General features: G+C 70.9%; 11 protein-coding genes. 10 read left to right on the top strand and 1 reads right to left on the bottom strand.

Annotation, left to right across the window (positions count from 1 at the left end; translation table 11 throughout):
• The first annotated feature begins 172 nt into the window (after positions 1-172).
• The 7 genes from FJQ56_RS21875 (at position 173) to FJQ56_RS22815 (ending at position 15,997) form a co-directional block, all read left to right on the top strand.
• The gene (locus FJQ56_RS21875; protein WP_140011790.1) at positions 173-1,567 is read left to right on the top strand and encodes an FGGY-family carbohydrate kinase; all 1,395 of its coding nucleotides are present in this window, start codon (positions 173-175) and stop codon (positions 1,565-1,567) included.
• A gap of 145 nt (positions 1,568-1,712) precedes the next feature.
• Complete coding sequence (locus FJQ56_RS21870) at positions 1,713-3,281, top strand: sugar ABC transporter ATP-binding protein (RefSeq protein ID WP_246084311.1); 1,569 nt, start codon at positions 1,713-1,715, stop codon at positions 3,279-3,281.
• Complete coding sequence (locus FJQ56_RS21865) at positions 3,278-4,429, top strand: ABC transporter permease (RefSeq protein WP_140011789.1); 1,152 nt, start codon at positions 3,278-3,280, stop codon at positions 4,427-4,429. The genes FJQ56_RS21870 and FJQ56_RS21865 overlap by 4 nt, the downstream gene beginning before the upstream one ends.
• A gap of 59 nt (positions 4,430-4,488) precedes the next feature.
• Positions 4,489-5,556 carry a substrate-binding domain-containing protein gene (locus FJQ56_RS21860; RefSeq protein WP_140011788.1) on the top strand — a complete coding sequence of 356 codons (1,068 nt, stop codon included), beginning with the start codon at positions 4,489-4,491 and terminating at the stop codon, positions 5,554-5,556.
• A 105-nt stretch (positions 5,557-5,661) separates the two neighbouring features.
• Complete coding sequence (locus tag FJQ56_RS21855; protein ID WP_211351358.1) at positions 5,662-6,882, top strand: Gfo/Idh/MocA family protein; 1,221 nt, start codon at positions 5,662-5,664, stop codon at positions 6,880-6,882.
• Positions 6,883-7,103: 221 nt separating this feature from the next.
• Positions 7,104-9,344: a PKD domain-containing protein gene (locus FJQ56_RS21850; RefSeq protein WP_140011787.1), complete on the top strand. Its 2,241-nt coding sequence runs from the start codon at positions 7,104-7,106 to the stop codon at positions 9,342-9,344.
• A 50-nt stretch (positions 9,345-9,394) separates the two neighbouring features.
• Complete coding sequence (locus FJQ56_RS22815; RefSeq protein ID WP_140011786.1) at positions 9,395-15,997, top strand: ThuA domain-containing protein; 6,603 nt, start codon at positions 9,395-9,397, stop codon at positions 15,995-15,997.
• Between the two features lie 223 nt (positions 15,998-16,220).
• Here the strand turns inward: FJQ56_RS22815 and FJQ56_RS21840 are convergent, their stop codons facing one another.
• Positions 16,221-17,456: an ROK family protein gene (locus FJQ56_RS21840; protein ID WP_140011785.1), complete on the bottom strand. Its 1,236-nt coding sequence runs from the start codon at positions 17,454-17,456 to the stop codon at positions 16,221-16,223.
• Positions 17,457-17,579: 123 nt separating this feature from the next.
• On the opposite strand from FJQ56_RS21840, the gene FJQ56_RS21835 reads away from it, so the two are divergent.
• From FJQ56_RS21835 to FJQ56_RS21825, 3 genes are all read left to right on the top strand, one after another.
• Positions 17,580-19,823, top strand: coding sequence for an MMPL family transporter (locus tag FJQ56_RS21835; RefSeq protein WP_170215504.1), 2,244 nt, complete (start codon positions 17,580-17,582; stop codon positions 19,821-19,823).
• Between the two features lie 143 nt (positions 19,824-19,966).
• Positions 19,967-24,724: a 3-keto-alpha-glucoside-1,2-lyase-like domain-containing protein gene (locus FJQ56_RS21830; protein WP_140011783.1), complete on the top strand. Its 4,758-nt coding sequence runs from the start codon at positions 19,967-19,969 to the stop codon at positions 24,722-24,724.
• Positions 24,725-25,113: 389 nt separating this feature from the next.
• The coding region (locus FJQ56_RS21825; protein WP_140011782.1) for a sugar phosphate isomerase/epimerase family protein at positions 25,114-26,113 on the top strand (1,000 nt) is incomplete at its 3' end.

The raw sequence follows: 26,113 nt of genomic DNA, 5'->3' as shown, positions 1-26,113 counted from the left end.
CCGATCTCGGTGGAGTGGGAGGACGCGGGGATGGATCGGTTGGTGGGTGCTCCCGAGGCGTTGGAGTTCGTGCGCCGTCTGGCGTTCGACCCGCCGAGTGCTGCCTTCGACGCCGCCTTCTCCAGCTGACCGCGGCTGACGTCCTCGTGATCCCCGAACCCAGGAGCCTCGTATGACGCTGGTCCTCGGCATCGACTCCTCCACCCAGTCGACCAAGGCCGTCCTGGTCGACGCCGACGACGGCACGGTGGTCGAGGCTCGATCCGCCGCCCACCCCGCCGGCACCGAGGTCGACCCGCGAGCCTGGCTCGAGGCGGTCGACACCGTGACGGCCGGGCTGCTCGAGCGAGCGGCCGCGGTCGCGGTGGGCGGTCAGCAGCACGGGATGGTCGCGCTGGACGCCGAGGGCCTGCCCGTCCGCGACGCCCTGCTGTGGAACGACGTCCGCTCCGGGGCTGCGGCCCGGGAGCTGGTCGCCGAGATGGGCGGACCCCAGGCGTGTGCCGAGCGGATCGGCAGCGTGCTGGTGGCCTCCTTCACCGCGACCAAGCTGCGCTGGCTGCGCGACCACGAGCCCGAGCGCGCGGCGCAGGTGGCCAGCGTCCTGCTGCCCCACGACTACGTCTCCCGCCACTTGGCCGCCCCGGGCACCCCGGCGTTCACCGACCGCGGAGACGCGTCGGGAACGGGCTACTTCTCCTCGACCGCCGACGACGGGGTCGGGGCGTGGCTGCCGGACCTCGCGGTCGCCGCGCTGGGTCACGACTTCGAGCGTCCGGTGGTCGCCGTGTCCGGCGTCCCGGCCGGCCACACCGCGTCGGGTGCCGTCCTGGGTGCCGGCACGGGCGACAACATGGGCGCAGCGCTGGGTCTGCAGCTCACCAGGACCGACGTCCTGATCTCGATCGGCACCTCCGGCGTGGTCTCGGCGGTCAGCGGCGTGCCCGTGGCCGACGGCACCGGCGTCGTCACCGGCTTCGCCGACGCCGATCGCGGCTGGCTGCCGATGGTGACCACGATGAACGCCGCCGGGGTGCTCGCCCTCCAGGCCCGCTGGCTCGGTGTCGACCTCGACGAGCTCGCCGACCTCGCGCTCAGCGCCGCGCCCGGCGCGGGCGGAGTGACGGTGCTGCCCTACTACGGGGGAGAGCGCACCCCCAACCTGCCCGACGCCACCGGCACCTGGACGGGCCTCACCCCGGCCACCACGCGCGCGGACCTCGCGCGCGCGGCGTTCGAGGGCATGGTCTGCTCCCTGGCCGACGCGGTCGACGCGCTCGCCGCCTTCACCGGTGTCGTGCCCGAGCGGGTGCTCATGGTCGGCGGCGCGACGCGCAGCCCCGCCTTGCGCGCCCTGGCCCCGGCCGTGCTGGGCCGCCCGGTGCTGGTGCCGCCGGAGGGCGAGTACGTCGCTCTCGGCGCCGCCCGCCAGGCCGCCTGGGCGCTGTCCGGCGGCTCCGCGGCCCCGACCTGGTCGCTGCCCGGCACCGTCGAGCTCGTCGCCGATCCGACCCCGCACGTGCGAGACCGGTACGCCGAGGCCCGTGTGATGACCCAGCCGCCGTGAGCGCCAGCGGGTCAGTCGCCCACCGATCGCCGACATTTGCGCAATTGGTAGGCAGAACCTCTTGCCGAAATGACAGAAGACACTCTACTTTAACCTTGCGCCGCTTCTTGTGAGCGCAGTCACACCACTGACGAGGGGAACGACCTTGCCCGACCTCGGCAAGACCGACGAAGCGCCGCTGGATCCCGCCCGGGAACCCGGCTCCGACGTGCTGCTCCAGATGACGGGCATCGTCAAGGAGTTCTCCTCCGTGCGCGCCCTGGGCGGCGTCGACCTCGACGTCCGGCCCGGCGAGGTGCACTGCCTGCTCGGCCAGAACGGCGCCGGCAAGTCGACGATGATCAAGATCCTCTCGGCGTCCTACGTCCCCGACGACGGGACGATCGAGTGGAAGGGCGAGCCGACCCGGTTCGCGAACCCCATGGCCGCCATCAAGGCCGGCATCGCCACCATCTACCAGGAGCTCGACCTGGTCCCGGGCCTCACCGTGGCCGAGAACGTCTTCCTCGGCCACGAGATGTCCTCCGGCGGGATCTCCCGCCGTGGGGCGACCAACAAGCGGGTGCGCGAGATCCTGGCCCGGCTCGGGCACGGCGAGATCAGCCCGACGCGTCTGGTCGGCGAGCTGTCGCCGGCCGGTCAGCAGGTCGTGAGCATGGCCCGCGCGCTGTCCCACGAGGTCGACCTGCTCATCCTCGACGAGCCGTCGGCGGTGCTCGACCACGGCGAGGTCGACAACCTCTTCCGCGTCATCCGCGGCCTGGCCGCACAGGGCGTCGCGGTCATCTACATCTCGCACCGCCTGGAGGAGATCCGCCAGATCGGCGACCGGATCACCGTCCTGAAGGACGGCGTGACCGTGGCCACCGGGCTCCCGGCCAAGACGACCCCGACCGCCGACCTCATCAAGCTGATGACCGGTCGCTCGATCGAGTACGTCTTCCCCCAGCGCGCCGAGCAGGCCGAGCGGCCCACCGAGGGCGAGACCGTCCTCGAGGTGCGCGACCTGTCCCTCGCCGGCGTGTTCTCGAACGTCGACCTGACGGTGCGGGCCGGCGAGATCGTCGGGCTGGCCGGACTGGTCGGCTCCGGTCGTACCGAGATCCTCGAGACCATCTACGGCGCCCGCCGCGCCAGCACCGGCACCGTGACCGTCGACGGCAAGAAGCTGCGTCGCGGGGCGGTCGACGCCGCGGTCCGCGCGGGCATCGGCCTGGCCCCCGAGGAGCGCAAGAGCCAGGGCCTCCTGCTCGACCAGCCCGTCTTCGCCAACATCAGCGTGTCGTCGATGAAGTCGTTCCAGCGTGGCGGCTTCATCCAGCGCGGTCGCGAGAAGGCCAAGGCCCGCGAGCTGGTCGACTCCCTCGACGTCCGTCCGCGGAGCATCGTCCAGCACGTCCGCACCATGTCCGGCGGCAACCAGCAGAAGGTCGTCCTCGCGCGGTGGCTGCTGCGCGGGTGCCGCGTGCTGCTGCTCGACGAGCCCACCCGGGGCGTCGACGTCGGCGCCCGCGCCGAGATCTACCGGTTGGTGCGCGACCTCGCCGACTCGGGCGTCGCGGTGGTCGTGGTGTCCAGCGAGGTCGAGGAGGTGCTCGGCCTGGCGGACCGGGTGCTGGTGGTCCGTGAAGGACGTGTCGTGCACGAAGCCGCTGCTGCCCACATCGACGAGTCACGGGTCCTCGACCTGGTGATGGAAGGAACCCCCGCATGACTGACTCCACCACCGAGCGCCCGGCCGGCCCCAGCGAGCCCACCGGGGCCTCGGCCCTCGACAAGCACTCCGGCGCCGCTGGCGGTGAGCCGGTCGACGCACTGGCCGCCACCGGCACCACCGACTCGCACCAGACGATGGACCCGGGAAGCGGTCCCGGCGCCAAGGGCGGCAGCACCATGGCCCGCCTGGGCGACGCCGGCTTCTTCCGGATCATGGGCCTGGTCGTGGTCCTGCTCGTCATCGTCGTCGTCGGCACCGTCACCGCCGACGACCGGTTCCTGACGACCGACAACTTCCTCACCATCCTGCGCTCCTCGGTCATCCTCGGCGTGGTCGCGGTCGGGATGACCTTCGTGATCACCGGCGGCGGCATCGACCTGTCCGTCGGAGCGGTGGTGGCGCTGGCCTCGGTCTGGGCCACCACGGTCGCCAACCAGGAGATAGCGGCCGACACGCACTGGACGTTCCTCGTGCTCGTCGCCGTCCTGGTCGGGGCCTGTGCGGGCCTGGTCAACGGTGTGCTGATCGCCTACGGCAAGGTCGTGTCGTTCATCGCGACCCTGGCGATGCTGGTCGCCGCACGCGGGCTGGCCGAGCTGATCTCCGACAACCGCAACCAGAGCGCCACCGACCTCACGGGTCTGTTCGACTTCTTCGCGCGCAAGCCGCTCGGCATCGACATGGCAATCTGGATCCTCGTCGTCGTCGCCGTCCTGGGCTGGGTGCTGCTCAACCGCACCACCTTCGGTCGCCGGACCTTCGCCGTCGGTGGCAACCCCGAGGCCGCCCGGCTCGCCGGCATCAACGTGCGTCGCCACACCACGATGCTCTACGTGCTGACCGGCGCCTGCGCCGGCCTGGCCGCCGTGCTCTTCATCGCCCGCACCACCACCGGCTCCTCCAGCCACGGTGACCTGCTCGAGCTCGACGCCATCGCGGCGGTCGTCATCGGCGGCACCCTGCTGGCCGGTGGGCGCGGCACCATCACCGGCACGATCCTCGGCGTGCTGATCTTCCAGACCCTCACCAACGTCTTCGTCCTCAACAACCGCCCGCCCTCCGAGCAGGACCTGCTCAAGGGCGCCGTCATCGTCGCCGCCGTACTGCTCCAGCAGCTGGTGGCGTCTCGGAAGCGCACCACCTAGCACCACTGGCACGTCCACCACTTCCACCGCAGTCTCAGTACGCCACCAAGGAGCACCACATGTCCCTGCAGCACTTCATCATCGGGCGGAAGAAGGTCACGGCCTCGCTGGCCGTGCTCGCCGTGCTCGGTCTCAGCGCTTGTACGAGCAATGATTCCTCCGACGACAACGAGAACCCCAACCTCAAGGGCGGGAACTCCTCGGCCGAGGAGGGCTCCAACGACGCGGCCGGTGACAAGATCGTCATCGGGTTCTCCGCGCCTGCGGCCGACCACGGCTGGATGGCCTCGATCACCGACTCCTCTGCGACGGTGGCCAAGCAGTACGACGACGTCGAGCTCAAGCTCGCCGAGGGCACCAACAACGTGGACGCGCAGATCTCGCAGGTCGAGACCTTCATCAACGACAAGGTCGATGCGATCGTGCTGCTGCCCTTCGATGGTGCGGCGATGACCCCGGTCGCGCTGAAGGCGATGGAGGCCGGTATCCCGGTCATCAACGTGGACCGCGAGTTCGATGACCCCAACGCGGCGCGGGTGACCGTGCTGGGTGACAACTACGGCATGGGTATCTCGGCTGGTCAGTACGTGTGCGAGCAGGCCGGCGGCAAGAAGGACGCAGTGGTCGCTGAGATCCAGGGCATCGCCTCGCTGCCGTTGACCCAGGACCGTAGCCAGGGCTTCGCTGATGCGCTGAAGGACTGTGGTCTGAAGGTCAACAACCAGGTCGAGGCCGCGTTCACCCCCGAGTCGGGCACCGACGCGGCGAGCAACCTGCTCCAGGCTGCTCCCAAGATCGACTACCTGTGGAACCACGACGACGACCAGGGTGTCGGTGTCATGGCCGCGATCCAGGAGGCCGGTCGTGACGAGTTCACCATGATCGGTGGCGCGGGTTCCCAGCAGGTCATGGAGGCCATCAAGAAGGGCGACAGCGTCCTGAAGGCCACCGTCGTCTACCCCTCGACCCAGGGTGCTGACGCGATCAAGCTGGCCCGTCTGCTGGTCCAGCAGAAGGCGGTCGACGACCTGGTCGAGGTCGAGGTCCCCCGCAAGGTCCAGCTCTTCGCCCCGGTCGTGACCTCCGAGAACGTCGACAAGTACCTCCCGTCGGCCTTCAAGTCCTGACCCACCCCTGCAACACTCACCTGTCTTGGTGACATCGCCCGTTCCCGGGCCGCGCATCGCGCGGCCCGGGGGCGGGCACCTGCCACATCTGCCCCGGAGCGCCTCATGACCACCACACCCCCCACCGACGCCGGCAGTGCGTCGACCGGACCGACGTCCGGCCACCTCAACGTCGCCATGATCGGCCACGCCTTCATGGGTGCCGCCCATTCGCAGGCCTGGCGATCCGCCGGCCGCTTCTTCGACCTGCCCCTGCGCCCGGTCATGCGAGTGCTCGGCGGGCGCGACGACGTCCGCGTGCGAGCCGCGGCCGACCGACTCGGGTGGGAGACCACCGAGACGGACTGGCGCCGCATCATCGAGCGCGACGACGTCGACCTCGTCGACATCTGCACCCCCGGCGACTCGCACGCCGAGATCGCCATCGCCGCCCTCGCGGCCGGCAAGCACGTCCTGTGCGAGAAGCCGCTGGCCAACTCGGTCGCCGAGGCCGAGGAGATGACCCGCGCGGCCCAGGAGGCCGCCAGTCGGGGGGTGCACGCCATGGTCGGGTTCACCTACCGCCGCGTCCCCGCGGTGGCCCTGGCCAAGCAGCTGGTCGCCGAGGGGCGGCTGGGCGACATCCGCCACGTGCGCGCCCAGTACCTCCAGGACTGGATCGCCGACCCCGAGGCCCCCATGTCGTGGCGCCTGGACAAGGACAAGGCGGGCTCCGGCGCGCTGGGCGACATCGGTGCCCACATCATCGACCTGACCCAGCACATCACCGGTGACGCGATCGCCGAGGTGTCCGGGCAGCTGGAGACCTTCGTCAAGGAGCGGCCCATGGCCGACGCGCACGCCGGTCTGTCCGGCACCGTCGCCGAGGGTGCCGAGCTCGGGCGGGTCACGGTCGACGACGCCGCGGTCTTCCTCGCCCGGTTCCGCGGCGGTGCGGTCGGGGTCTTCGAGGCCACCCGGTTCGCCACCGGCCGCAAGAACGCGATCCGGATCGAGATCAACGGGTCCAAGGGCAGCGTGGCCTTCGACTTCGAGGACATGAACGTCCTGGAGTTCTTCGACGCCACCGAGCCCGACGAGACCGCCGGGTTCCGCCGGATCCTGGTCACCGAGCCCACCCACCCCTACGTCGGTGCGTGGTGGCCCCCCGGTCACGGCCTCGGCTACGAGCACGCCTTCACCCACCAGGCCGTCGACCTGGTCAACGCCCTCGCCCAGGGCGTGGAGCCGACCCCGACCTTCGCCGACGGGCTCCAGGTCCAGCGCGTGCTCGGGGCCGTCGAGACCAGCAGTGACACCCGGACCTGGCAGGGCATCCCCGTCTGAGGGATCCCGTCCGAGGGACCGCCGTCCCGCGACCCGTCATCCCTCGTGGCTGACGGGTCGCGGTGCTGCCCTTCTGTGCCTGCGCCGACGTGAGGCACGGAAAGAACGGGCAAAGCCACATGACTTTTGTCTTGACGTCGGCAAAACCCTCTCCCTAGTGTGACGGACATCACGTCGACCCTGCGAGTCGACCGTCAGACCACGAAGGGGTGGCCGACCGCATGCCGCACATCTCGGAGATCCCGGGCGACGTCCGTCCCCGCGCTCCTCGTCCCGCTCCTGCGGCCCTCCGGCTGGTCGCGGCCTGCCTGGCCACGCTCGTGCTCGCCGTCGTGGCGGTGGCGCAGCCCACGGCCTCGGCGGGCGCCACGGTCGCGACCGCGGTGATCCCCGCGCAGGCCCGCACCTGGGTGGTCGACGCGGTCGACAGCGCCACCAACAACCTCTGGGTCTCGGCCGACACCGGGACCTCGACGGTCACCGTGTCGGTCGGTGACACGGTGGAGTGGCAGTTCGACCAGGCGACCATGTCGCACGACCTGACCTCGATCGACTCCTCCGACGCCTGGGACCCTCGCCTTCAGGACTACCGCGACCCCGGCGGAGCGCCGATCCGCTACACCTTCACCGAGCCGGGCACCTACGACTACTGGTGCTCCATCCACGGCGGCACGATGCGCGGCACCGTCGTGGTCCGGGCCAACCGGGCACCGACGGCCAACCCGTTCGTGGGCGACAGCACCGGCAACAAGACCGGGCCCGCGCCGTTCGCGGCGCACTTCGAGGCCCGGGCGACCGACCCCGACGGCGACCCGCTGACCTACGAGTGGGACTTCGGGTACGCCGACGACGACTCCGACAGGTCGACTGCGGCCCACGGCCACCACACCTACGCCGCGCCCGGGCGCTACCCGGTGTCGCTCCGGGTGTCCGACGGCCGCGGCGGCGTCTACTCCCAGAGCTACCAGATCACCGTCACCGGGGGCGTCGACCCGGTCGTGACCGCCAGTGCGGACAAGACGACCGGGCCCGCGCCGCTCTCGGTGGTGTTCTACGGGCGGGCCGAGGACGAGCAGGGCGACGCCGACCTCACCTACGAGTGGGACTTCGGCGACCCCACGACCGAGCTCGACCAGGCCGCGAGCCCCCGTGGGGGATACACCTACGAGCAGCCCGGCACCTACACCGCGACGCTGACCGTGACCGACCCCCAGGGCCACCAGGGCACCGACACGGTCACCGTGGTCGCCACCGGCGTCCCGGCCGCGCCCCGGCTCGGCGTCGCGGTGACGGCGACCCCGTCGACGGGCGTGGCGCCGCTCCCGGTCGACCTGACGACGGCGGTCACCAACGCCTCGACGACCGGCGGCACGGTGCGGCCGTTCGCCGACGGCGTGACCACCTACCCGGGCCTGACCGGGACGGCCGAGATGGTCCGCGGGGCCGACCACACGATGACCTCGCTCGCGGTGTCCGGGCTCGAGCCGAACGCGGCCCACATGGTGCACGTCCACGAGCAGGCCTGTGGCGACGCCAACGCCGGCGCCCACTTCCGGTTCGACGAGACCCAGCCCTACGGGCAGGACAACGAGATCTGGCTGCCGTTCACCACCGACGCCCAGGGCGACGGCGAGCCGATGGTCCACAGCTCCCGCCGCGCGGGACCCAAGGCCGTCGCCATCGTCATCCACGACCCCGACAACCCGGCCAAGCGGATCGGGTGCGTCGACCTGGTGCCCACGGGGCTGGCCTACGCGTGGACCTTCGGTGACGGCACGACCGGCACCGGTGCCGCACCCCAGCACACCTACGCCGAGGGCGGCACCTTCGACGGCTCGGTGACCGTCACCGACCCGGTGACCGACCAGGAGGCCACCGACACCTTCCAGGTCGTCGTCACGCCGGGCGAGGATCCCGACACCGAGGCGCCGCAGACCCGCGTCACGGCCGGTCCGTCCTCGGTCACCCGGAGCCGCAACGCCTCGCTGCGCTGGTCCTCCACCGAGCCGGGCAGCACCTTCGAGTGCCGGGTCGACAGTGCGGCGTACGAGCCGTGCGGGGCGGGGCTCAGCCTGCGCGACCTGCGCGACGGCGCCCACCGGGTCTCCGTCCGGGCCGTCGACGCCGCGGGCAACAGGGATGCGACCCCGGCCGTCCGCACCTGGCGGGTCGACACCCGCGGCCCCTCGATCAGCCTGGTCGGCCACCAGCCGTCGACCCGCGACCGGACGCCCACCGTCCGGGCCACCGTGCGGGACGTCGGCAGCGAGCTGACCCGGGGCCGCCTGACCCTGCGGGTCGACGGCGTGGTCCGTGCGATCCGCTACGACGCCCGGACCGACCTGATGACCTGGACCTCCTGGACGTCGCTGTCGATCGGTCGCCACACGCTGCGCCTCGACGCCGTCGACCCCGTCGGCAACCGCACCGTCAAGCAGTGGACGGTCCTGGTCCGGCACTGACCGGACCCCTCTCACCTCGGCACCACCCCTTCTCGAGAAGGCAGGACAGCATGAACAGGTTCCGATCGTCCGCGGCGCGCACCAAGGCGTACGTCGCGGCGCTGGCGGCCCTGGCCGTCACCGGCGGTGTCCTCACCGCCGACCCGGCCGCCGCCGCGACCGCCCGACCCGACGTGGCGCCGTACGTCGAGAGTGCGGCTGCGCTGCCCTCCGCCCCCGCACCGCGGGCCGAGCCGACCTACGACGTCCTGGTGTTCAGCAAGACGACCGGGTTCCGGCACGGCTCGATCCCCGCGGGCATCACCGCGATCGAGCGGCTCGGTGCCCAGTACGGCTTCTCGGTGACCGCCACCGAGGACGCCACGAAGTTCACCCTGGCCAACCTGCAGCAGTACGAGGCGGTCGTGTGGCTCTCCACGACCAGCGACGTCCTCAACGACACCCAGCAGGCCGCCTTCGAGGACTACATCCAGGCCGGCGGCGGCTACGTCGGCGTCCACGCCGCCTCCGACACCGAGTACACCTGGCCCTGGTACGGCAAGCTGGTCGGCGCCTACTTCCGCAACCACCCGGCCGGCACCCCGACCGCGACGGTCAAGGTCGAGGACAAGACGACCCCCTCCACGTGCGCGCTGCCGGACAGCATGAGCCGCACCGACGAGTGGTACAACTTCCAGCCGACCGAGGGCACCTTCGCCGGTGGCCCCCTTCCGTACGTCGGGGGCAACGGCCCCGCCACGGTGCCGGACTACTCGCCGCGGACCAACTCCAACATCCACGTGCTGGCCACGGTCGACGAGTCGACCTACAACGAGGAGGACGGCAACACCACCGACGACGACCACCCCATCGCCTGGTACCAGGAGTTCGACGGCGGCCGCAGCTTCTACACCGGAGGCGGCCACACCGACGCCTCGTTCAGCGAGCCCCTCTTCCGCCTGCACCTCCTCGGCGGGATCCAGTACGCCGCCGACCAGGCCCCCGACGCGTGCACCACGGTCCCGCCGGGCGACGCGTCGTTCGAGCAGGTCACGCTGGCCAAGGGCGTCGACAAGGTCGGCGAGCCGATGAGCATCTCGGTCCTGCCCGACGGCCGGGTGCTGCACAACGCCCGCGACGGCCGGATCTTCCTGACCGACCTCGACGGCAACACGACCCTGCTCTACGACGTCCCGATCTACTCCCACGACGAGGACGGGCTGCAGAGCCTCACCGTCAGCCCCAACTTCGCGCAGGACGGCTGGGTCTACCTCTACTACGCCCCACCGCTCAGCACCCCGGCCGGTGACGCGCCCAACGACGGCACCGCGGAGCAGTTCGAGGCCTGGAAGGGCTACAACCGCCTGTCCCGGATGAAGATGGTCGACGACGAGCTGGTCCCCTCGACCGAGCAGGAGCTGCTCCGCGTCGAGGCCGACCGCGGCATCTGCTGCCACGCCGGCGGCGCGATCGACTTCGACGGCGAGGGCAACCTCTACCTGTCCACCGGTGACGACTCCAACCCGTTCGCCTCCGACGGCTACGCGCCGCTCGACGAGCGACTGACGCGCAACCCTGCGTACGACGCCCAGCGCAGCGCCGCCAACACCAACGACCTGCGCGGCAAGGTCGTGCGCATCAAGCCCGACCCGACCACGGCGACCTACACGACCCCGTCGGACAACCTGTTCCCCGAGGCGGCCGACACCGGCAACAAGACGCGCCCGGAGATCTACGCGATGGGCTTCCGCAACCCGTTCCGGATGACCGTTGACAAGGAGACCGGCTACGTCTACCTGGGCGAGTACGGCCCCGACGCCGGTGGCGCCAACCCCAACCGGGGGCCCGGCGGCATCGTGGAGTTCAACCAGATCCGCAAGGCCGGAAACTTCGGCTGGCCCTACTGCACGGGCACCAACACCGCAGCCGAGACCTACAACGAGTGGGACTTCGCGACCAACGCCACGGGTCCGAAGTTCAGCTGTGCGGCGCCGGTCAACAACAGCCCGCACAACACGGGTCTGACCAACCTCCCGCCGGCGCAGCCGGCCTGGATCAAGTACGACGGCGGCAACGTCACCTACAACGGGACCACCACCAACGAGTTCGGCGGCGGCGGCGAGGGCCCGATGGCCGGCCCGGTCTACCACTTCGACCCCGACCTCGACTCCGACGTGAAGTTCCCGAAGTACTTCGACGACCACTTCTTCGCCGGCGAGTGGACCCGTGGCTGGATCAAGGACATCGCCATGGACGCCGAGGGTGACATCACGGGCATCGACCCGTTCTTCGACTCCTCGACGCTCTACGCCGCGATGGACATGGAGTTCGGCCCCGACGGCTCGCTCTACGTCCTCGACTACGGCAACGGCGGCTACTTCACCGGCAACGAGAACTCCGCGGTCTACAAGATCAACGCGATCAACGAGGGCGCCCGCTCGCCGTCGGCGTCGGCCAGCGCCACGCCCGACTCCGGCGTCGCCCCGCTCACCGTGACGTTCTCCAGCGCGGGGTCCAGCGACCCCGACGAGGGCGACTCGATCGCCTCCTACGCCTGGGACTTCCAGAACGACGGCACCGTCGACTCGACCCAGGCCAACCCCACGTTCGTCTACACCGCCAACGGTGTCTACGACGCCCGGCTCACCGTCACCGACGAGACCGGCCGCACTGGTGTCGCCACCACGGTCGTCACGGTCGGCAACACCCGGCCCACGGTCGAGCTCGAGCTGCCGCCCGACGGCGGGTTCTTCGAGTTCGGCGACTCGGTGCGGGTCAAGGTCAAGGTCACCGACCCCGAGGACGGCGCGATCGACTGCAGCAAGGTCGAGATCGACTACGTCCTGGGCCACGACTCGCACGGCCACCCGCTCAGCTCGGCGACCGGCTGCGACGTCGTCCTGCCGACGGTCAAGGACGAGGGGCACGACCCCTCGGCCAACATCTTCGGCGTCATCAATGCCAGCTACACCGACAAGGGCGCCACCGGCGTGCGGGCGCTGTCGGGCGAGGACGAGGTCGTCCTGCAGCCCAAGCGCAAGCAGGCCGAGCACTTCACCACCCAGCAGGGCGTGGCCACCGAGGCCACGACCGACTCGCAGGGCGGGGCGCGCAACGTGTCCAACATCGACGCCGGCGACTACCTCACCTTCGAGCCGATCAGCCTGTTCCAGGTGCCCGAGCTGCGCTTCCGCGTCGCGTCGGCCGGAGCCGGCGGCACCATCGAGGCCCACCTCGACAGCCCGACCGGTCCGCTGGCCGGCTCGGTCGACGTCCCGGTGACCGGGGGCTGGCAGGCCTGGCGGACCGTCTCGATGGACGTCGCGCCGTCCGCGCAGGAGGGCTCGCACGAGCTGTTCCTGGTCTTCACCAACGCCGACCCGGCGGCAACGGGGCTGTTCAACCTGAACTTCTTCGACGCCGTGGGCAAGGGGGTGTCGGTCAACTCCAAGCCGCAGGTGGGCGCCCAGGCCACGCCCACCCAGGGCGCGGGCCCGCTCACGGTCGACTTCACCGGTACGGCGACCGACTACGACGGTGACGACCTCACCTACGCCTGGGACTTCGGCGTCCCCGGCGACGCCGACACCGCGTCCACCCTCGACGCCCAGTACACCTACACCGAGGCCGGCAGCTACACCGCCCGGCTGACCGTGACCGACGAGCAGGGCGCCAGCGCCTCCTCCACCGTCCAGGTGCGCGTGCTCGACAGCTGCGGGGTGCTGCAGTCCGACGAGTTCGACGGCACCTCGCTCGACGACAAGTGGACGGTCATCCGCGACAGCGGCGAGTGGAGCGTCGCCGACGGCGGCCTCCAGCTGCCGATCAACAGCGGCAGCCTCTACGGCCCCGGCGGCAACGCCGAGGACATCATCGTCCAGCCGGCCCCCGACGGGGAGTGGCAGGTGACCGCCAAGGTCACCGCCGACGTGACCGAGAACTACCAGCAGGCCGGACTCCGGGTCTACTCCGACGACGAGAACTGGGCCTCGGTGCACCTCATCTCGGCCGGCGGCAACCGCGACGTCGAGTTCATCTACGAGACCCAGGGGACGGCGCGCAACAACGCCGAGGACAAGCTGGGCGGGGTCCCGGCCGGCTTCCCGACGACGTACTACGTGCGCCTGACCTCCGACGGGACCGACCTGCGGGCGTCGTACTCGACCGACGGCGAGACGTTCGCGCCGGTCGGCCGCCCCGCCTCGATGAGCACCCTCGCCGAGCCCAGGATCGGCCCGACCGCGGTGTCGGGCGGAGCGACGGGCACCCCCACGGCCACCTTCGACTGGATCCGCTTCGACCCCGACGGGACGAGCGGTTCGACCGACCCGACCGACGAGTTCGACGGCGCCGGCCTCGAGACCTGCCGCTGGAACGCCATCGTGCGCGAGGACCCCTCGCTCTACGACGTCGAGAACGGTGCTCTCGTCGTCCAGGCGACCCTGGGCGACCTCTACCAGGACTCCGCCTCGGAGCCCGACACCCGCAACCTGATCCTGCAGTCCGACGCCAACACGTCCGAGGACTACTCGATCGAGACGCGGGTCTCCACGACCTTCACCGGGGGCTACGCCCAAGCAGGGCTGATCATCTACGGCGACGACGACAACTACGTCAAGCTCGACCCGATCGCCGACGTCGACGCCGGCCGCATCAACCGGATCGAGCTGCGCTCGGAGTCCGGCGCCGTGATCCTCAACCCGCAGCCCGAGGTGACGGCCCCGGCCAACGTCTCGTCCTACCGGCTGCGGCTGACCAAGACCGGCGACAGCTACGCCGGCGAGGTCGCCTTCGACGGCGGCGACTGGCAGGCCATCGGCACCGTCACGAACCCGACGGCCGACATGGACTTCGGCGTGTTCGCCCTCGGGGTCCAGCAGGCCGACCGGACGGCGACGTTCGACTACGTCCGCGTCGTCCCGGCCGGCGCCGAGAACCGGCCGCCGGTCGCTGACGACGACGCGGCCACCACGCCGCAGGACACCCCGGTCGACGTGCCGGTGCTGGTCGGCGACACGGACCCCGACGGTGACGACCTCACCGTCACCGACGCCACCGACCCGTCCCACGGGACCACGAAGGTCAACGACGACGGCACGGTGCGCTACACGCCGGCCGACGGCTTCACGGGCACCGACAGCTTCGACTACACCGTCTCCGACGGCGAGGCGACCGACACCGCCACGGTGACGGTCAAGGTCACGGAGGCCTGCGACCTGACGACTCCCGACGACACCTTCGAGAGCACCGCTCTCGACCCGTGCCGGTGGAACGCGATCGTGGCCGAGGACCCGGACAAGTACCGGGTCGCCGACGGCCGGCTGCTCCTCACCACGACCCCGGGTGAGATCTACCTGGGCGGCACCGGCAAGTCCAACCTGGTCCTGCAGTCGGCCGACCACGCCGGTGCGGACTGGGCGATCGAGACGGCGGCCGACGTGACGGGTCTCGACGGCGGCTACAGCCAGGCCGGCCTGATGGCCTACGGCGACGACGCCAACTACGTCAAGGTCGTGGTCATCGCCGACGACGGGCGTACCGCCCCCAACCGGGTCGAGCTGCGCTCCGAGGTCGCCAACGTGATCGTCGGGACCGATCCCCAGCCCCAGCTGGACATCCCGGCCGGTGCCGACCTGACCGACGTCCGGCTCCGGCTGGTCAAGGAGGGCTCGACCTATACCGGGTCCGTCTCCTACGACGGCGCGACCACCTGGGTCGACCTGCCGCGCACCGTCAGCAACGCGATGGTGGCCCCGAGCTTCGGCGTCTTCGCCGCGGGTGTGCTCCAGAGCGGCGACGAGGTCGGCTTCGACGAGTTCACCGTCGACGGTGCCGACCCGGTCAACGCCGCCCCCGAGGCGGTCGACGACAAGGCGACCACCAGGGAGGCGACACCGGTCACGGTGGACGTCCTGGCCAACGACACCGACGCCGACGAGGGCGCCGACCTGGTCGTCGAGTCGGTCACCGACCCGGCCCACGGCACGGCGGTCCGCACCGAGGACGGCAAGGTCACCTACACGCCCGACACCGGCTACACCGGCAAGGACGCGTTCGACTACGTCGTCACCGACGGCACCGACAGCGACACGGCCACCGTGACGGTGACGGTCACCGAGGCCACCCAGCCGGTGGCCGACACCCGGATCACCTCGGCACCCCAGGGCACCACGAGGTCGCGCAACGCGAACGTCGCGTTCGTCGCCCGCGGTCCGGGCTCCGGCGCGGCCACCTTCCGGTGCTCGCTGGACTGGGCCTCCTGGACGCCGTGCACCTCCCCGCGGGCCCTGCGGGGGCTGCGCGACGGGCGCCACACCTTCCGGGTCCGTGCGGTCACCACGGGCGGTGCCGACGCCACCCCGGCCGCGGCCACCTGGACCGTCGATGCCACCGCGCCGCGGATCGGGACAGGAAGCCCGACCGGCAACGTCCGCGACCGGACGCCCACGGTCAGGGTGGTCGTCAAGGACACCACGTCGGGCGTGCGGTCCTCCGGCCTGGCGCTCTACGTCGACGGCAAGCGGGTCAGCGGGGTGCGCTACGACGCGCAGGGTCGGGTGAGCTGGACGTCGACGCGGGCGCTGTCCGTCGCCCGCCACACGGTGCGGCTGGTGGCCACCGACGCGGCCGGCAACCGGACCACCCGGAGCTGGCGCTTCCGCATCGTCCGCTGACGCGGCGGGCGCCGGCACGGCACCGGCACGACACCGGCACGGCACAGGGCGCCGGTCGCCTCGGGGAGACCCGAGGGGGCCGGCGCCCGTCGGCGTACGGCGGGCGGTGCGGGGTCCGCGCAGCACGGCCGCGAGAGAGCGGTTGCGTCATCCGGTCCGGTGCCCCGGGGCACCACCCCGGATGACGCACCCGGCGCGGGTCGAGGTCGGGCTAGGGCAGGGCCTAGACCGCGGTGGCCAGCATGGCGTCGATCGAGTGCGGCGCCAGGAACTGCTGCACGGCCATGGTGGCCGCGCCGATGACGCCGGCGTGCTCGCCGGTCTGGGCCGGGACGACGCTCAGCTCGCCGGTGGCCAGCGGGAGGGACCGGGCGTAGATGACCTCGCGGACGCCGGCCAGCAGGCTGGGTGCGCCACCGGCCAGGGCGCCGCCCAGGACGATGACCGAGGGGTTCATCAGGCTCACGCACGAGGCGAGGACCTCGCCGATGTCGCGACCAGCGCGCCGGATGGCGGCCACGGCGTCGCGGTCGCCTCGTGCCAGCCGCTCCAGGACGACCCGGCTCGCGTCGGCGACACCGAGGTGGTCGGGGTCGAGCTGCAGGGCGATGGCCCGGGCGCTGGCGATGGCCTCGAGGCAGCCGTGGTTGCCGCAGCTGCACAGCGCGTCGCCGCCGCGGGGGCTCTGCACGTGACCGAGGTCGCCGGCCGACCCCTGGGCGCCGCGGTGCAGGCGGCGTCCGCTGATGATGCCGGCGCCGATGCCGGTGGCGACCTTGACGAAGACGAGGTGCTCGACGTGGGGGTAGACCACGGAGTGCTCGCCCAGGGCCATCAGGTTGACGTCGTTGTCGACGAGCACGGGAGCGCCGATGCGGTTGCCGACCCACTCGGCGACGCCGAACCCGTCCCAGCCGGGCATGATCGGCGGCTTGGCCGGGCGGCCGGTCTGGTGCTCGACGGGGCCCGGCAGGCCGATGCCGACGCCGGCGAGGTCGGCGCGGCTGCGGCCGACCTGGGCCAGCAGCCGGTCGGCGGCCTCGATGAGCCAGCCCAGGGTCGGCTCGGGTCCGGCGGCGATGTCGAGGTCGGCGACCTCCTCGGCGAGCACGGTCGCGGTGAGGTCGGTGAGAGCGGCGCGACCGTGGGTGACGCCGAAGTCGGCGGCCAGCACGAGCTTGGCGCGGGGGTTGAACGCGAACCGGGTCGGTGGTCGGCCGCCGGTGGAGCGGCTCTGGCCCGAGGGGAGCAGGAGGCCCACCGAGAGGAGGCACTCGATGCGGCCGGCCACGGTGGAGCGGGCCAGGCCGGTGAGCTCGATCAGGTCGGCACGGGTGCGGGGCTGCCCGTCGAGCATCAGCTGGAGCAGGTCGCCTCCGCCCGGCGGCACGGCCACCGGCAGGAGCACCGGCGCCGGGGCGACGACCTCCGCGCTGGGGGCGGGGAGGGTCTTCGGCATCCGAACATTCTCGCACGTCGGACGTGGCTGGGGAATGACTTGTGTGAGAGTGGGGCCAGGTTCTGCCCAACGCCCTGCCAAAAGTGGTGGTCGTGCCGCGGCGGCGTGACTGATGGAGGACAGGTGCTTTCCCGACTGGGTGGCTGGACGGCCCGGCGCCGCTTCTGGGTGGTCGCGGCCTGGGCCGTCGTCACGGTGGTCGGGGCGGTCCTCGGCGGCTCGGTCTACGACAGGACCGACTCGCTCGACGGGACCCGCCCGGGGCTGGAGTCGACCCAGGTGCAGCAACGGCTCGACGAGGTCGACCCCGAGGGGGAGGTCGTCGTGGCCGTCCTGGGCGGTCGGGACTTCTTCTCGACCGACCTGGTCAGCCAGGCCAGCCGGATCATGTTCGAGATCCGGGAGATGGACGGCGTCGCCGAGGTGACCGACGCCTACACCGCAGGGGGCCTGATCGGCAGCGACGGCCAGAGCTCGCTGGTCACCGTCGAGCTCGACCGCGGGCTGAGCGAGGACGAGGCCCTCGGCGTCGCCGACGACGTGGCCACGGCGCTGCGCGAGGTCGACGTCCCCGAGGTGCTCGTCGGAGGCGAGCTGCTGTCCGTGCGGGCCTTCGCCGAGCAGGCCATCGCCGACACCGTGCGCGGCGAGCTGGTCGCCCTGGGCTTCTTGTGCCTGGCCCTGCTGCTCATCCTCGGCGGCCTGCGCGCCGCCGCGCTCCCGCTGGCCGCGGCCCTCGCCGTCATCGCGACCACGCTGCTGGCCCTGACCGCACTGGCCGGGCTCGTCCCCGTCAGCGAGTACGCCGTCAACATCGTCACCCTGCTCGGCATCGGCCTCGCCGTCGACTACAGCCTGCTCATGGTCTTCCGGTTCCGCGAGGAGCGCGCCGCCGCACCGGACGCCGCCCTCGAGGAGCTGCTGAGCCGGACGACCGCGTCCGCCGGTCGCGCCGTGCTCGTCTCGGGGCTCGCCGTGGCCACCGTCATGGTCGGGCTCTACGCCTTCGCCGACCCGCTGCTGTCCGCGATGGCCCTCGGCGGGGCGCTGGTCGTGGTGCTGGCCACGGTCGTCGGGCTCACCCTGGTCCCCGCCCTGATCGCGGTCGCCCACCGCCATGTCCCCGGCCGCGACCAGCGCACCTGGGTCCGCCGTCCCCGAGCGTCCCGACAGGAGCCCGGCGTGGCCAAGGGAGTCAGGGAAGCCAAGGGGGGCAGGGGACCCAGGGGAGCCCAGAAGGCCAGGGGAGCCAAGCCACCGGTGGGGGCTCCGGGTGTGCTGGCCGTCCTCGCCGGCTTCGCCCAGCGCCGCCCGGTGCTCGTCGTGCTCGCCGGCGTCGGCACGCTGCTGGTGCTCGCCGTCCCCGCCCTGCAGCTGCAGCTGGCCAACTCCGACGCCTCCGCCCTCCCGCCGGGCAGCGAGGAGCGGCGGACCGCCGAGGTGGTGCAGGCCGACTTCGAGGACGCCGTGCAGCCCCTCGCCGTCCTCCTCGACGGCGACCCGACCGTGGCGGAGATGAGGCCGCTGCTGCGGGAGATCAAGGCGCTTCCCGGCACCGACGAGGTGTTCATCCGCGACGACGTCCAGGGGGTGACCCTGGTCGACGTGGTGCCGCGCGGTGCCGAGGCCGGGCCCGGGGCGCAGCAGCTGGTCCGCGAGGTCCGCGCCCTCGACGGGCTGCCCCGCCGGGTGGGCGGGCCCGCCGCCGAGCTGGTCGACGCCAAGGACTCCACCGTCGACCGGCTGCCGCTCGCGCTGGTCCTGGTCCTGCTCGCGACGTTCGTCCTGCTGCTGCTGCTCACCGGGTCCGTCGTGGTGCCGATCAAGGCGATCCTGCTCAACCTGCTGACGCTGGCGGCCACCTTCGGGGTGCTGGTCGCGGTCTTCCAGTGGGGGTGGGGCTCGGACCTCCTGGGCTTCGAGCCGTGGGGTGCCATCGACCTGACCACGCCCCTGCTGCTGTTCGTCTTCGTGCTGGGCCTCTCGATGGACTACGAGGTCTTCCTCCTCGCACGCATCAAGGAGGAGTGGGACCGGCGGCGTGACGACAGCCGCGAGGCCAACGACCGGGCCGTGCTGGCCGGGATCACCGCCACCGGCCCGGTGGTCACCGCGGCCGCCCTGTGCATCGCGATCGTCTTCCTGGGCTTCGCGCTGGGCGAGCTGGTGGCGGTCAAGGAGATCGGGGTGGGCATGACCGTCGCCGTCCTGCTCGACGTCACCGTGGTCCGCGGCCTGTTGCTGCCGGCCTCGATGACCCTGCTCGGGCGGTGGAACTGGTGGCGGCCGTTCGTCGCGGCGTCCCCGCCGGTGCCGGTGCCGGTGCCGGCCGTACCCACGCCGCGGAGCCGCCGTACGAGCGGGTAACTGGTGCTCCCGCACCGATCCGGAGGGCCCGAATGGGTGATTCGAGAAAGTTTCGTCTAAGGACTAGACAAAAGTCCTGTGACCGCCGTCATAATCGCTCATCACCCGTGTGACTGCGGTCATACCTTCGGAAGGACCACTACGTGTCACCCACCCATCACCACCGCCCGGCGCGGCGCGGAGCTCGGGCGCTCCTCGCCGGCGGGCTCGCCGGGGCCCTCGGCCTCGGCGTCATGGCCGCGGTCGGCGCCGCACCCGCCTCGGCCGCAGTACCCGCCGGCGACGAGCCCGGCGTCACCATGCGCGTCTACCAGGTGGCCTACAACCTGCAGAAGCTCTGCACGCTCAAGTCGGCCCAGACGCCCAACGTCGACGTCATCAAGCCGACCATCAACTGGTCGAGCGACGCCGACTTCGGCGCGCAGACGTTCCCCGACAAGTTCCTCACCCAGGCGATCGCCAGCATCACGGTGCCGACGGACGGCAGCTACCAGTTCCAGCTCGTCAGCGACGACGGCTCGCGCCTGTCGATCGACGACAAGGTGGTCGTCGACCACGACGGCCTGCACGGCAACGAGAACCCCAAGTCCGGCAGCGTCACGCTGACCGCCGGCACCCACGCACTCTTCGCGGAGCACTTCGAGGCCGGCGGCGGCCAGCAGCTCACCGTGAACTGGAAGAAGCCGGGCGACTCGAGCTTCACGCTCGTCCCCAACTCCGTCCTGTCCACCCCCAAGCTCGACTCGGCCCGGGTGACCTCCCCCGGCAACAAGGAGTGCGAGGGCGCCCAGGACTCGCCTGGCGACGGCCTCCAGCTCGACGGCGTCAACCCGGCCTACCAGGTCGTCAACCTGCGTCCCGCGGGCTTCAACCCCAAGGTCACCGGCATGGCCTGGGACGGCGACGACCTCATCCTGTCCACCTGGGGCGGCACCGGTGACCCGGTCAACCAGACCTCCGAGGGCAAGCTCTACCGCCTGACCGGCGTCAAGACCGCCACCAGCCCCGCCGGCGTGACCGTCAAGGAGCTCGTCGGCAAGCTGCGCGAGCCCCAGGGTGTCGCGGTCGTCGACGTCGACGAGAACGGCACGCCCGAGTACTACGTCTCCGAGAAGGGCCAGCTCAGCAAGTTCGTCGACACCGACGGCAACGGCCTGCTCGACGAGCCCAAGTCGGCGCTGTGGACCGTGCCCACCAGCGGCAACTTCCACGAGTTCGCCTTCGGCCTGCTCCACAAGGGCAACAAGTTCCTGCTCAACCTGTCGGTGTCCATCGACTACGGCGGCGCCACCACCAACCCGCAGCAGGCGCCGCTGGTCGACGGCAAGCAGTTCCGCGGCACCAGCCTGTCCATCGACGACACCACCGGCGCGGCGACCATCGTCGCCGGCGGCCTGCGGACCCCCAACGGCATCGGCTTCGGCCCCGACGGTGGCACCTTCGTCACCGACAACCAGGGTGGGTGGCTGCCGGCCAACAAGCTGGTCGAGATCAAGCAGGACCGCTTCTTCAACCACATGACCACCCCGGCCGGCGTGTTCCAGAGCAAGCCGGTCACCCAGCCGGTGCTGTGGATGCCGCAGAACGAGATCGCCAACTCGCCCAGCACCCCGGTGCTGCTCAACTCGGGTCCGTTCGCCGGACAGATGATGATCGGCGACGTCACCTACGGCGGCCTGCAGCGCGCCTTCCTCGAGAAGGTCGACGGTGAGTACCAGGGTGCGCTCTTCCGTGGCACCCAGGGCCTCGAGGCCGGCGTCAACGAGGTCCTCCTCGGTGACGACGGCACGATCATCACCGGCGGCATCGGCGGCGGCGGCAACTGGGAGCAGGCCGGCAAGCTGACCTACGGGCTGCAGAAGCTCGTCCCGACGGGCAACACGCCGTTCGAGATGAAGTCGATGGAGCTCGTCGACGGCAAGTTCAAGATCACCTACACCGAGCCGGTCGCCCCGGCCACCCTGACCGACCTGGCGAAGAAGTACGTCGTCAACCAGTGGGGCTACCGCCCCACCGCGGCCTACGGCGGCCCGAAGATCAACGAGGAGACGCTCACCGTCACCTCGGCCACCCCCTCGGCCGACGGCACGTCGGTCACCCTGGAGATCGACGGCCTCAAGCCCAATCGCGTCGTGCACGTGCGCTCCCCGCGCCCGTTCGCGTCGGCCGACGGTGACTCCCTCTTCAGCACCGAGGTCTGGTACACCCTCAACGCCCTCCCGGGCTACGTCGCGCCGCCGGCTCCGCCGGCGACCCAGGGGCTCTACGAGCTCGAGGGCCAGCAGCTCGAGGGCTCGGCCAAGGTCGACACCGAGCACGCCGGCTACAGCGGCGACGGCTACGTCGCCGGCATCGACAACGCCGGCGCGGGCGTCACCTCCACCCTGGTGATCGACGAGGCCGGCGAGTACGACGTGGCCCTGCGCTACGCCAACGGCCCCAACCCGTTCCAGGGACCCAAGACCCTCTCGATGGTCGTCAACGGTGAGGAGCAGGAGCTCACCCTGCCCTCGACGGGCACCTGGAAGACCTGGGGCACCTACCGCTTCAAGCTCGACCTCGTCGAGGGACAGAACTCCGTCGTCCTTCGCTACGACGCCGACGACGACGGCAACGTCAACCTCGACTTCCTCAAGGTGGCACCGGTCGACGGCACCGTCTACGAGGCCGAGGACGGGGTGCTCGACAACGGCGCCAAGGCCGACACCGAGCACGCCGGCTACACCGGCAGCGGCTACATGGGCGGTACCTGGAACGAGGGGGCGAGCACCACGATGACGGTGCACGCTGCCGAGGCCGGCGACCACCCGGCGACCATCCGGTTCGCCAACGGACCCAACCCGCAGCCCAACCAGACCAAGAACATGACGGTCCAGGTCGGTGACCAGGTGCAGCGGGTCGCGTTCCCGCCGGGCGGCAGCTGGAAGACCTGGCTGACCAAGGACGTCACGCTCCCGCTGGAGCTGGGCGACAACACCGTCACCATCAAGTACGCCGCCGGCGACGAGGGCAACGTCAACATCGACAACCTCGCCGTCCGGATGCCCGGGTCCCTCGACTGTGGCAGCGACCCGGTCGCGGCCGACGACGCCTTCGACGGCGCCGAGCTCGACCGGTGCCGCTGGAACGTCATCAACGAGGTCCGCGCCGGCTACCGCGTCGCCGACGGCAAGCTCGAGATCAACGCGCGTCCCGGTGACCTCAGCGGTGGCACCACCTCCGCCGAGAACCTCGTCCTGCAGAAGACCCCGCAGGCCGACACCACCTGGACCGCCGAGACCACGGTCGCCGTCGACGGCACCGACGACTACATCCAGTCCGGTCTCGTCGCCTACGCCAACGGCCAGAACTACGGCAAGCTCGTCGTGATGAACCACCCCCAGAACGGGTGGGTCGTCGAGCTCGGCAAGATCACGGGCGGCGCGCTCGGCTACAGCCCGACGCAGAAGCTGCCGGTCGGCTCCAACGTGACCGGGGTCCGGCTCAAGCTGATCTCCGACGGCGAGGCGCTGCGTGGTCAGTACTCCGTCGACGGCGGGACCACGTGGGTCAACGTCGGCGAGCAGCCCGACGGCAGCAGCTTCGGCCTGGAGGGCATCTCCAACCCGATGCTCGGCCTGGCGGCCTACAACGGCACCGGTGACGAGGTCGCCACGTTCGACGACTTCACCGTCGGCGAGCCGCCGGCCCTGCCCGACCCGCTGGAGGACTGCGAGCCCGTCAAGCCCGAGGCCGGCTACCAGCCGCTGTTCGACGGCACCCGGGCGAGCCTTGAGGGCTGGCACCACGTGGGCGGCGGACGCTTCGCCGGCCAGAAGGACTGCTCCATCAAGTCCGTGGGCGACTTCGGCCTGATGGTGCACGACGACCCGATCGACTACGCCTACTCGCTCAAGCTCGACTGGAAGAAGCCCGGCGACGACAACTCCGGCATCTTCGTGGGCTTCCCCGAGCCGGGGAACTCCACGCAGATCCCGATCGACCAGGGGCACGAGATCCAGATCGACTCCACCGACGTGGACTCCAAGACCACCGGAGCGATCTACAACTTCCAGTCGGCCGACCTCGTAGCCCGCGACGCCGCCCTCAAGCCCGACGGCGAGTGGAACGCCTACGAGATCAAGGTCGAGGGCCAGCGCATCCGCGTCTACCTCAACGGCGCCCTGGTCAACGACTTCACCGACACCGACCCCAACCGGATGAACCTGCCGTCCTACATCGGGCTGCAGACGCACGGCAACGGTGACGACGTGTTCTTCCGCAACGTGCGCATCAAGAACCTGGATGCGCCGGACCCGGAGCCGGTGGCGTCCACCGTCACCGCGACGGCGTCGCCCACCTCGGTGACGGTCGGCAGCAAGACCAAGGTCACCGTCACGGTCAAGGCCACCGGCGCCACGCCGACCGGCAAGGTCACCGTCCGTGACGGCTACACCAAGGTCATCGGCACCGGCACCCTGAGCAACGGCAAGGTCACCGTCACGACGGCCGCCCTGACCGTCGTCGGCACACGCACCCTCCGGGTGAGCTACGAGGGTGACGAGGCGGTCGCCTCGGGCACCGGCACGGTCAAGGTCGTCGTCAAGGCCAAGCCCAAGCCGGTCCTGACGATCCGTCCGGCCGTGGTCGACGCCAACAGCACCCGCGCCACCGGCTGGGTCAAGGTCACCTGCGCACCGGCGGGGGTCCGCTGCGTCGGCACCGTCAAGCTCACGCGCGGCGGCCTGAGCCTGGGCTCCGTCAAGGTGTCGATGGCCGGCGGCAAGAGCTCCACGCTCAAGGTGGTGCTCAACTCGCGGGCCCGCACGCTGCTGGCCAAGAACACCAAGGTGGCGGCCGTGCTGTCGGTCAAGCTCGACGGCGCTGCCAGCAAGAACACCACGGTCACGCTCACGCGCTGACCACGCACCACCAGCACGACCCGCACCACCACCCGGCGCGCGCTGCGCCTCACGCGTAGCGCGCGCCGGACCCCAGAGGGACGTGGGCTCGGGGCACCGACGACGAGGGAGCACGCGATGGCTGACAGCACGTCTGCCTCCTGTGACCCCCCGTGGTGCCCCGGCCCGTGGCCCGGTGGGTGGGCAGGGACGTCGACATCGACGTCCCTGCCCACCGACAGCCGCTCGATCCTGCGAAGTCGGTCCACCGACGCGCCGGGACCGAGCGGCTCTTGTCACGTTCGCCCACGCCGACCTGCGGCTCGCGTGGATCATCTGTCCGGCGTCCGCTGACCCTCCGGCCGGCGTACCCGCCCACCCGCACCACCCAGCACAACGAGGAGCACGTCATGTCACGTCCGATCACCCTGTTCACCGGTCAGTGGGCCGATCTGCCGTTGGAGGAGGTGGCTCGGTTGGCGTCGGGGTGGGGGTATGACGGTCTGGAGCTGGCGTGTTGGGGTGATCATCTGGATCCGTGGCAGGCCGCGGAGGACGACGCCTATGTGAAGGCGAAGCTGGACCTGTTGGAGAAGTACGGCCTGAAGCTGTATGCGATCTCGAACCATCTGAAGGGTCAGGCGGTGTGTGATGACCCGATCGATGCTCGTCATCAGGCGATCGTGGGGGAGCGGGTGTGGGGTGATGGTGACCCCGAGGGGGTGCGTCGTCGTGCGGCGCAGGAGATGGAGCTGACCGCGCGTAGTGCTCAGCGTTTGGGAGTGGACACGGTGGTGGGGTTCACCGGGTCGGCGATCTGGAAGTACGTGGCGATGTTCCCGCCGGCGACCGAGGAGATGGTGGCGGCGGGGTATCGGGACTTCGCGGATCGGTGGAACCCGATTCTGGATGTGTTCGATGAGTGTGGGGTGCGGTTTGCCCATGAGGTGCATCCCTCGGAGATCGCTTATGACTACTGGACGACGGTGGCGACGTTGGAGGCGATCGGGCATCGCCCGGCGTTCGGGTTGAACTGGGATCCCAGTCACTTCGTGTGGCAGGACCTGGACCCGGTGGGGTTCATGTACGACTTCCGGGACCGGATCTATCACGTGGACTGCAAGGACGCGAAGCGTCAGGTGGGCAATGGTCGTAATGGTCGGTTGGGTTCGCATCTGCCGTGGGCTGATCCGCGTCGTGGGTGGGACTTTGTGTCGACCGGTCATGGGGATGTGCCGTGGGAGGCGTGTTTCCGGATGTTGAACACGATTGGTTATGAGGGTCCGATCTCGGTGGAGTGGGAGGACGCGGGGATGGATCGGTTGGTGGGTGCTCCCGAGGCGTTGGAGTTCGTGCGCCGTCTGGCGTTCGACCCGCCGAGTGCTGCCTTCGACGCCGCCTTCTCCAGCT

Origin of the sequence: Nocardioides plantarum, from assembly GCF_006346395.1 — a bacterium.
Lineage (GTDB): Bacteria > Actinomycetota > Actinomycetes > Propionibacteriales > Nocardioidaceae > Nocardioides > Nocardioides plantarum.
The sequence above is the reverse complement of the archived record's forward strand: the minus strand, read 5'-3'. Positions and strand labels throughout refer to the sequence as shown.

Bases quoted from the DNA above. Each gene is read 5' to 3' on its own strand.
- FJQ56_RS21855 (WP_211351358.1), top strand. From the start codon at position 5,662: ATGACCACCACACCCCCCACCGACGCCGGCAGTGCGTCGACCGGACCG.
- FJQ56_RS21875 (WP_140011790.1), top strand. From the start codon at position 173: ATGACGCTGGTCCTCGGCATCGACTCCTCCACCCAGTCGACCAAGGCC.
- FJQ56_RS22815 (WP_140011786.1), top strand. From the start codon at position 9,395: ATGAACAGGTTCCGATCGTCCGCGGCGCGCACCAAGGCGTACGTCGCG.
- FJQ56_RS21840 (WP_140011785.1), bottom strand. From the start codon at position 17,456: ATGCCGAAGACCCTCCCCGCCCCCAGCGCGGAGGTCGTCGCCCCGGCG.
- FJQ56_RS21865 (WP_140011789.1), top strand. From the start codon at position 3,278: ATGACTGACTCCACCACCGAGCGCCCGGCCGGCCCCAGCGAGCCCACC.
- FJQ56_RS21860 (WP_140011788.1), top strand. From the start codon at position 4,489: ATGTCCCTGCAGCACTTCATCATCGGGCGGAAGAAGGTCACGGCCTCG.
- FJQ56_RS21850 (WP_140011787.1), top strand. From the start codon at position 7,104: ATGCCGCACATCTCGGAGATCCCGGGCGACGTCCGTCCCCGCGCTCCT.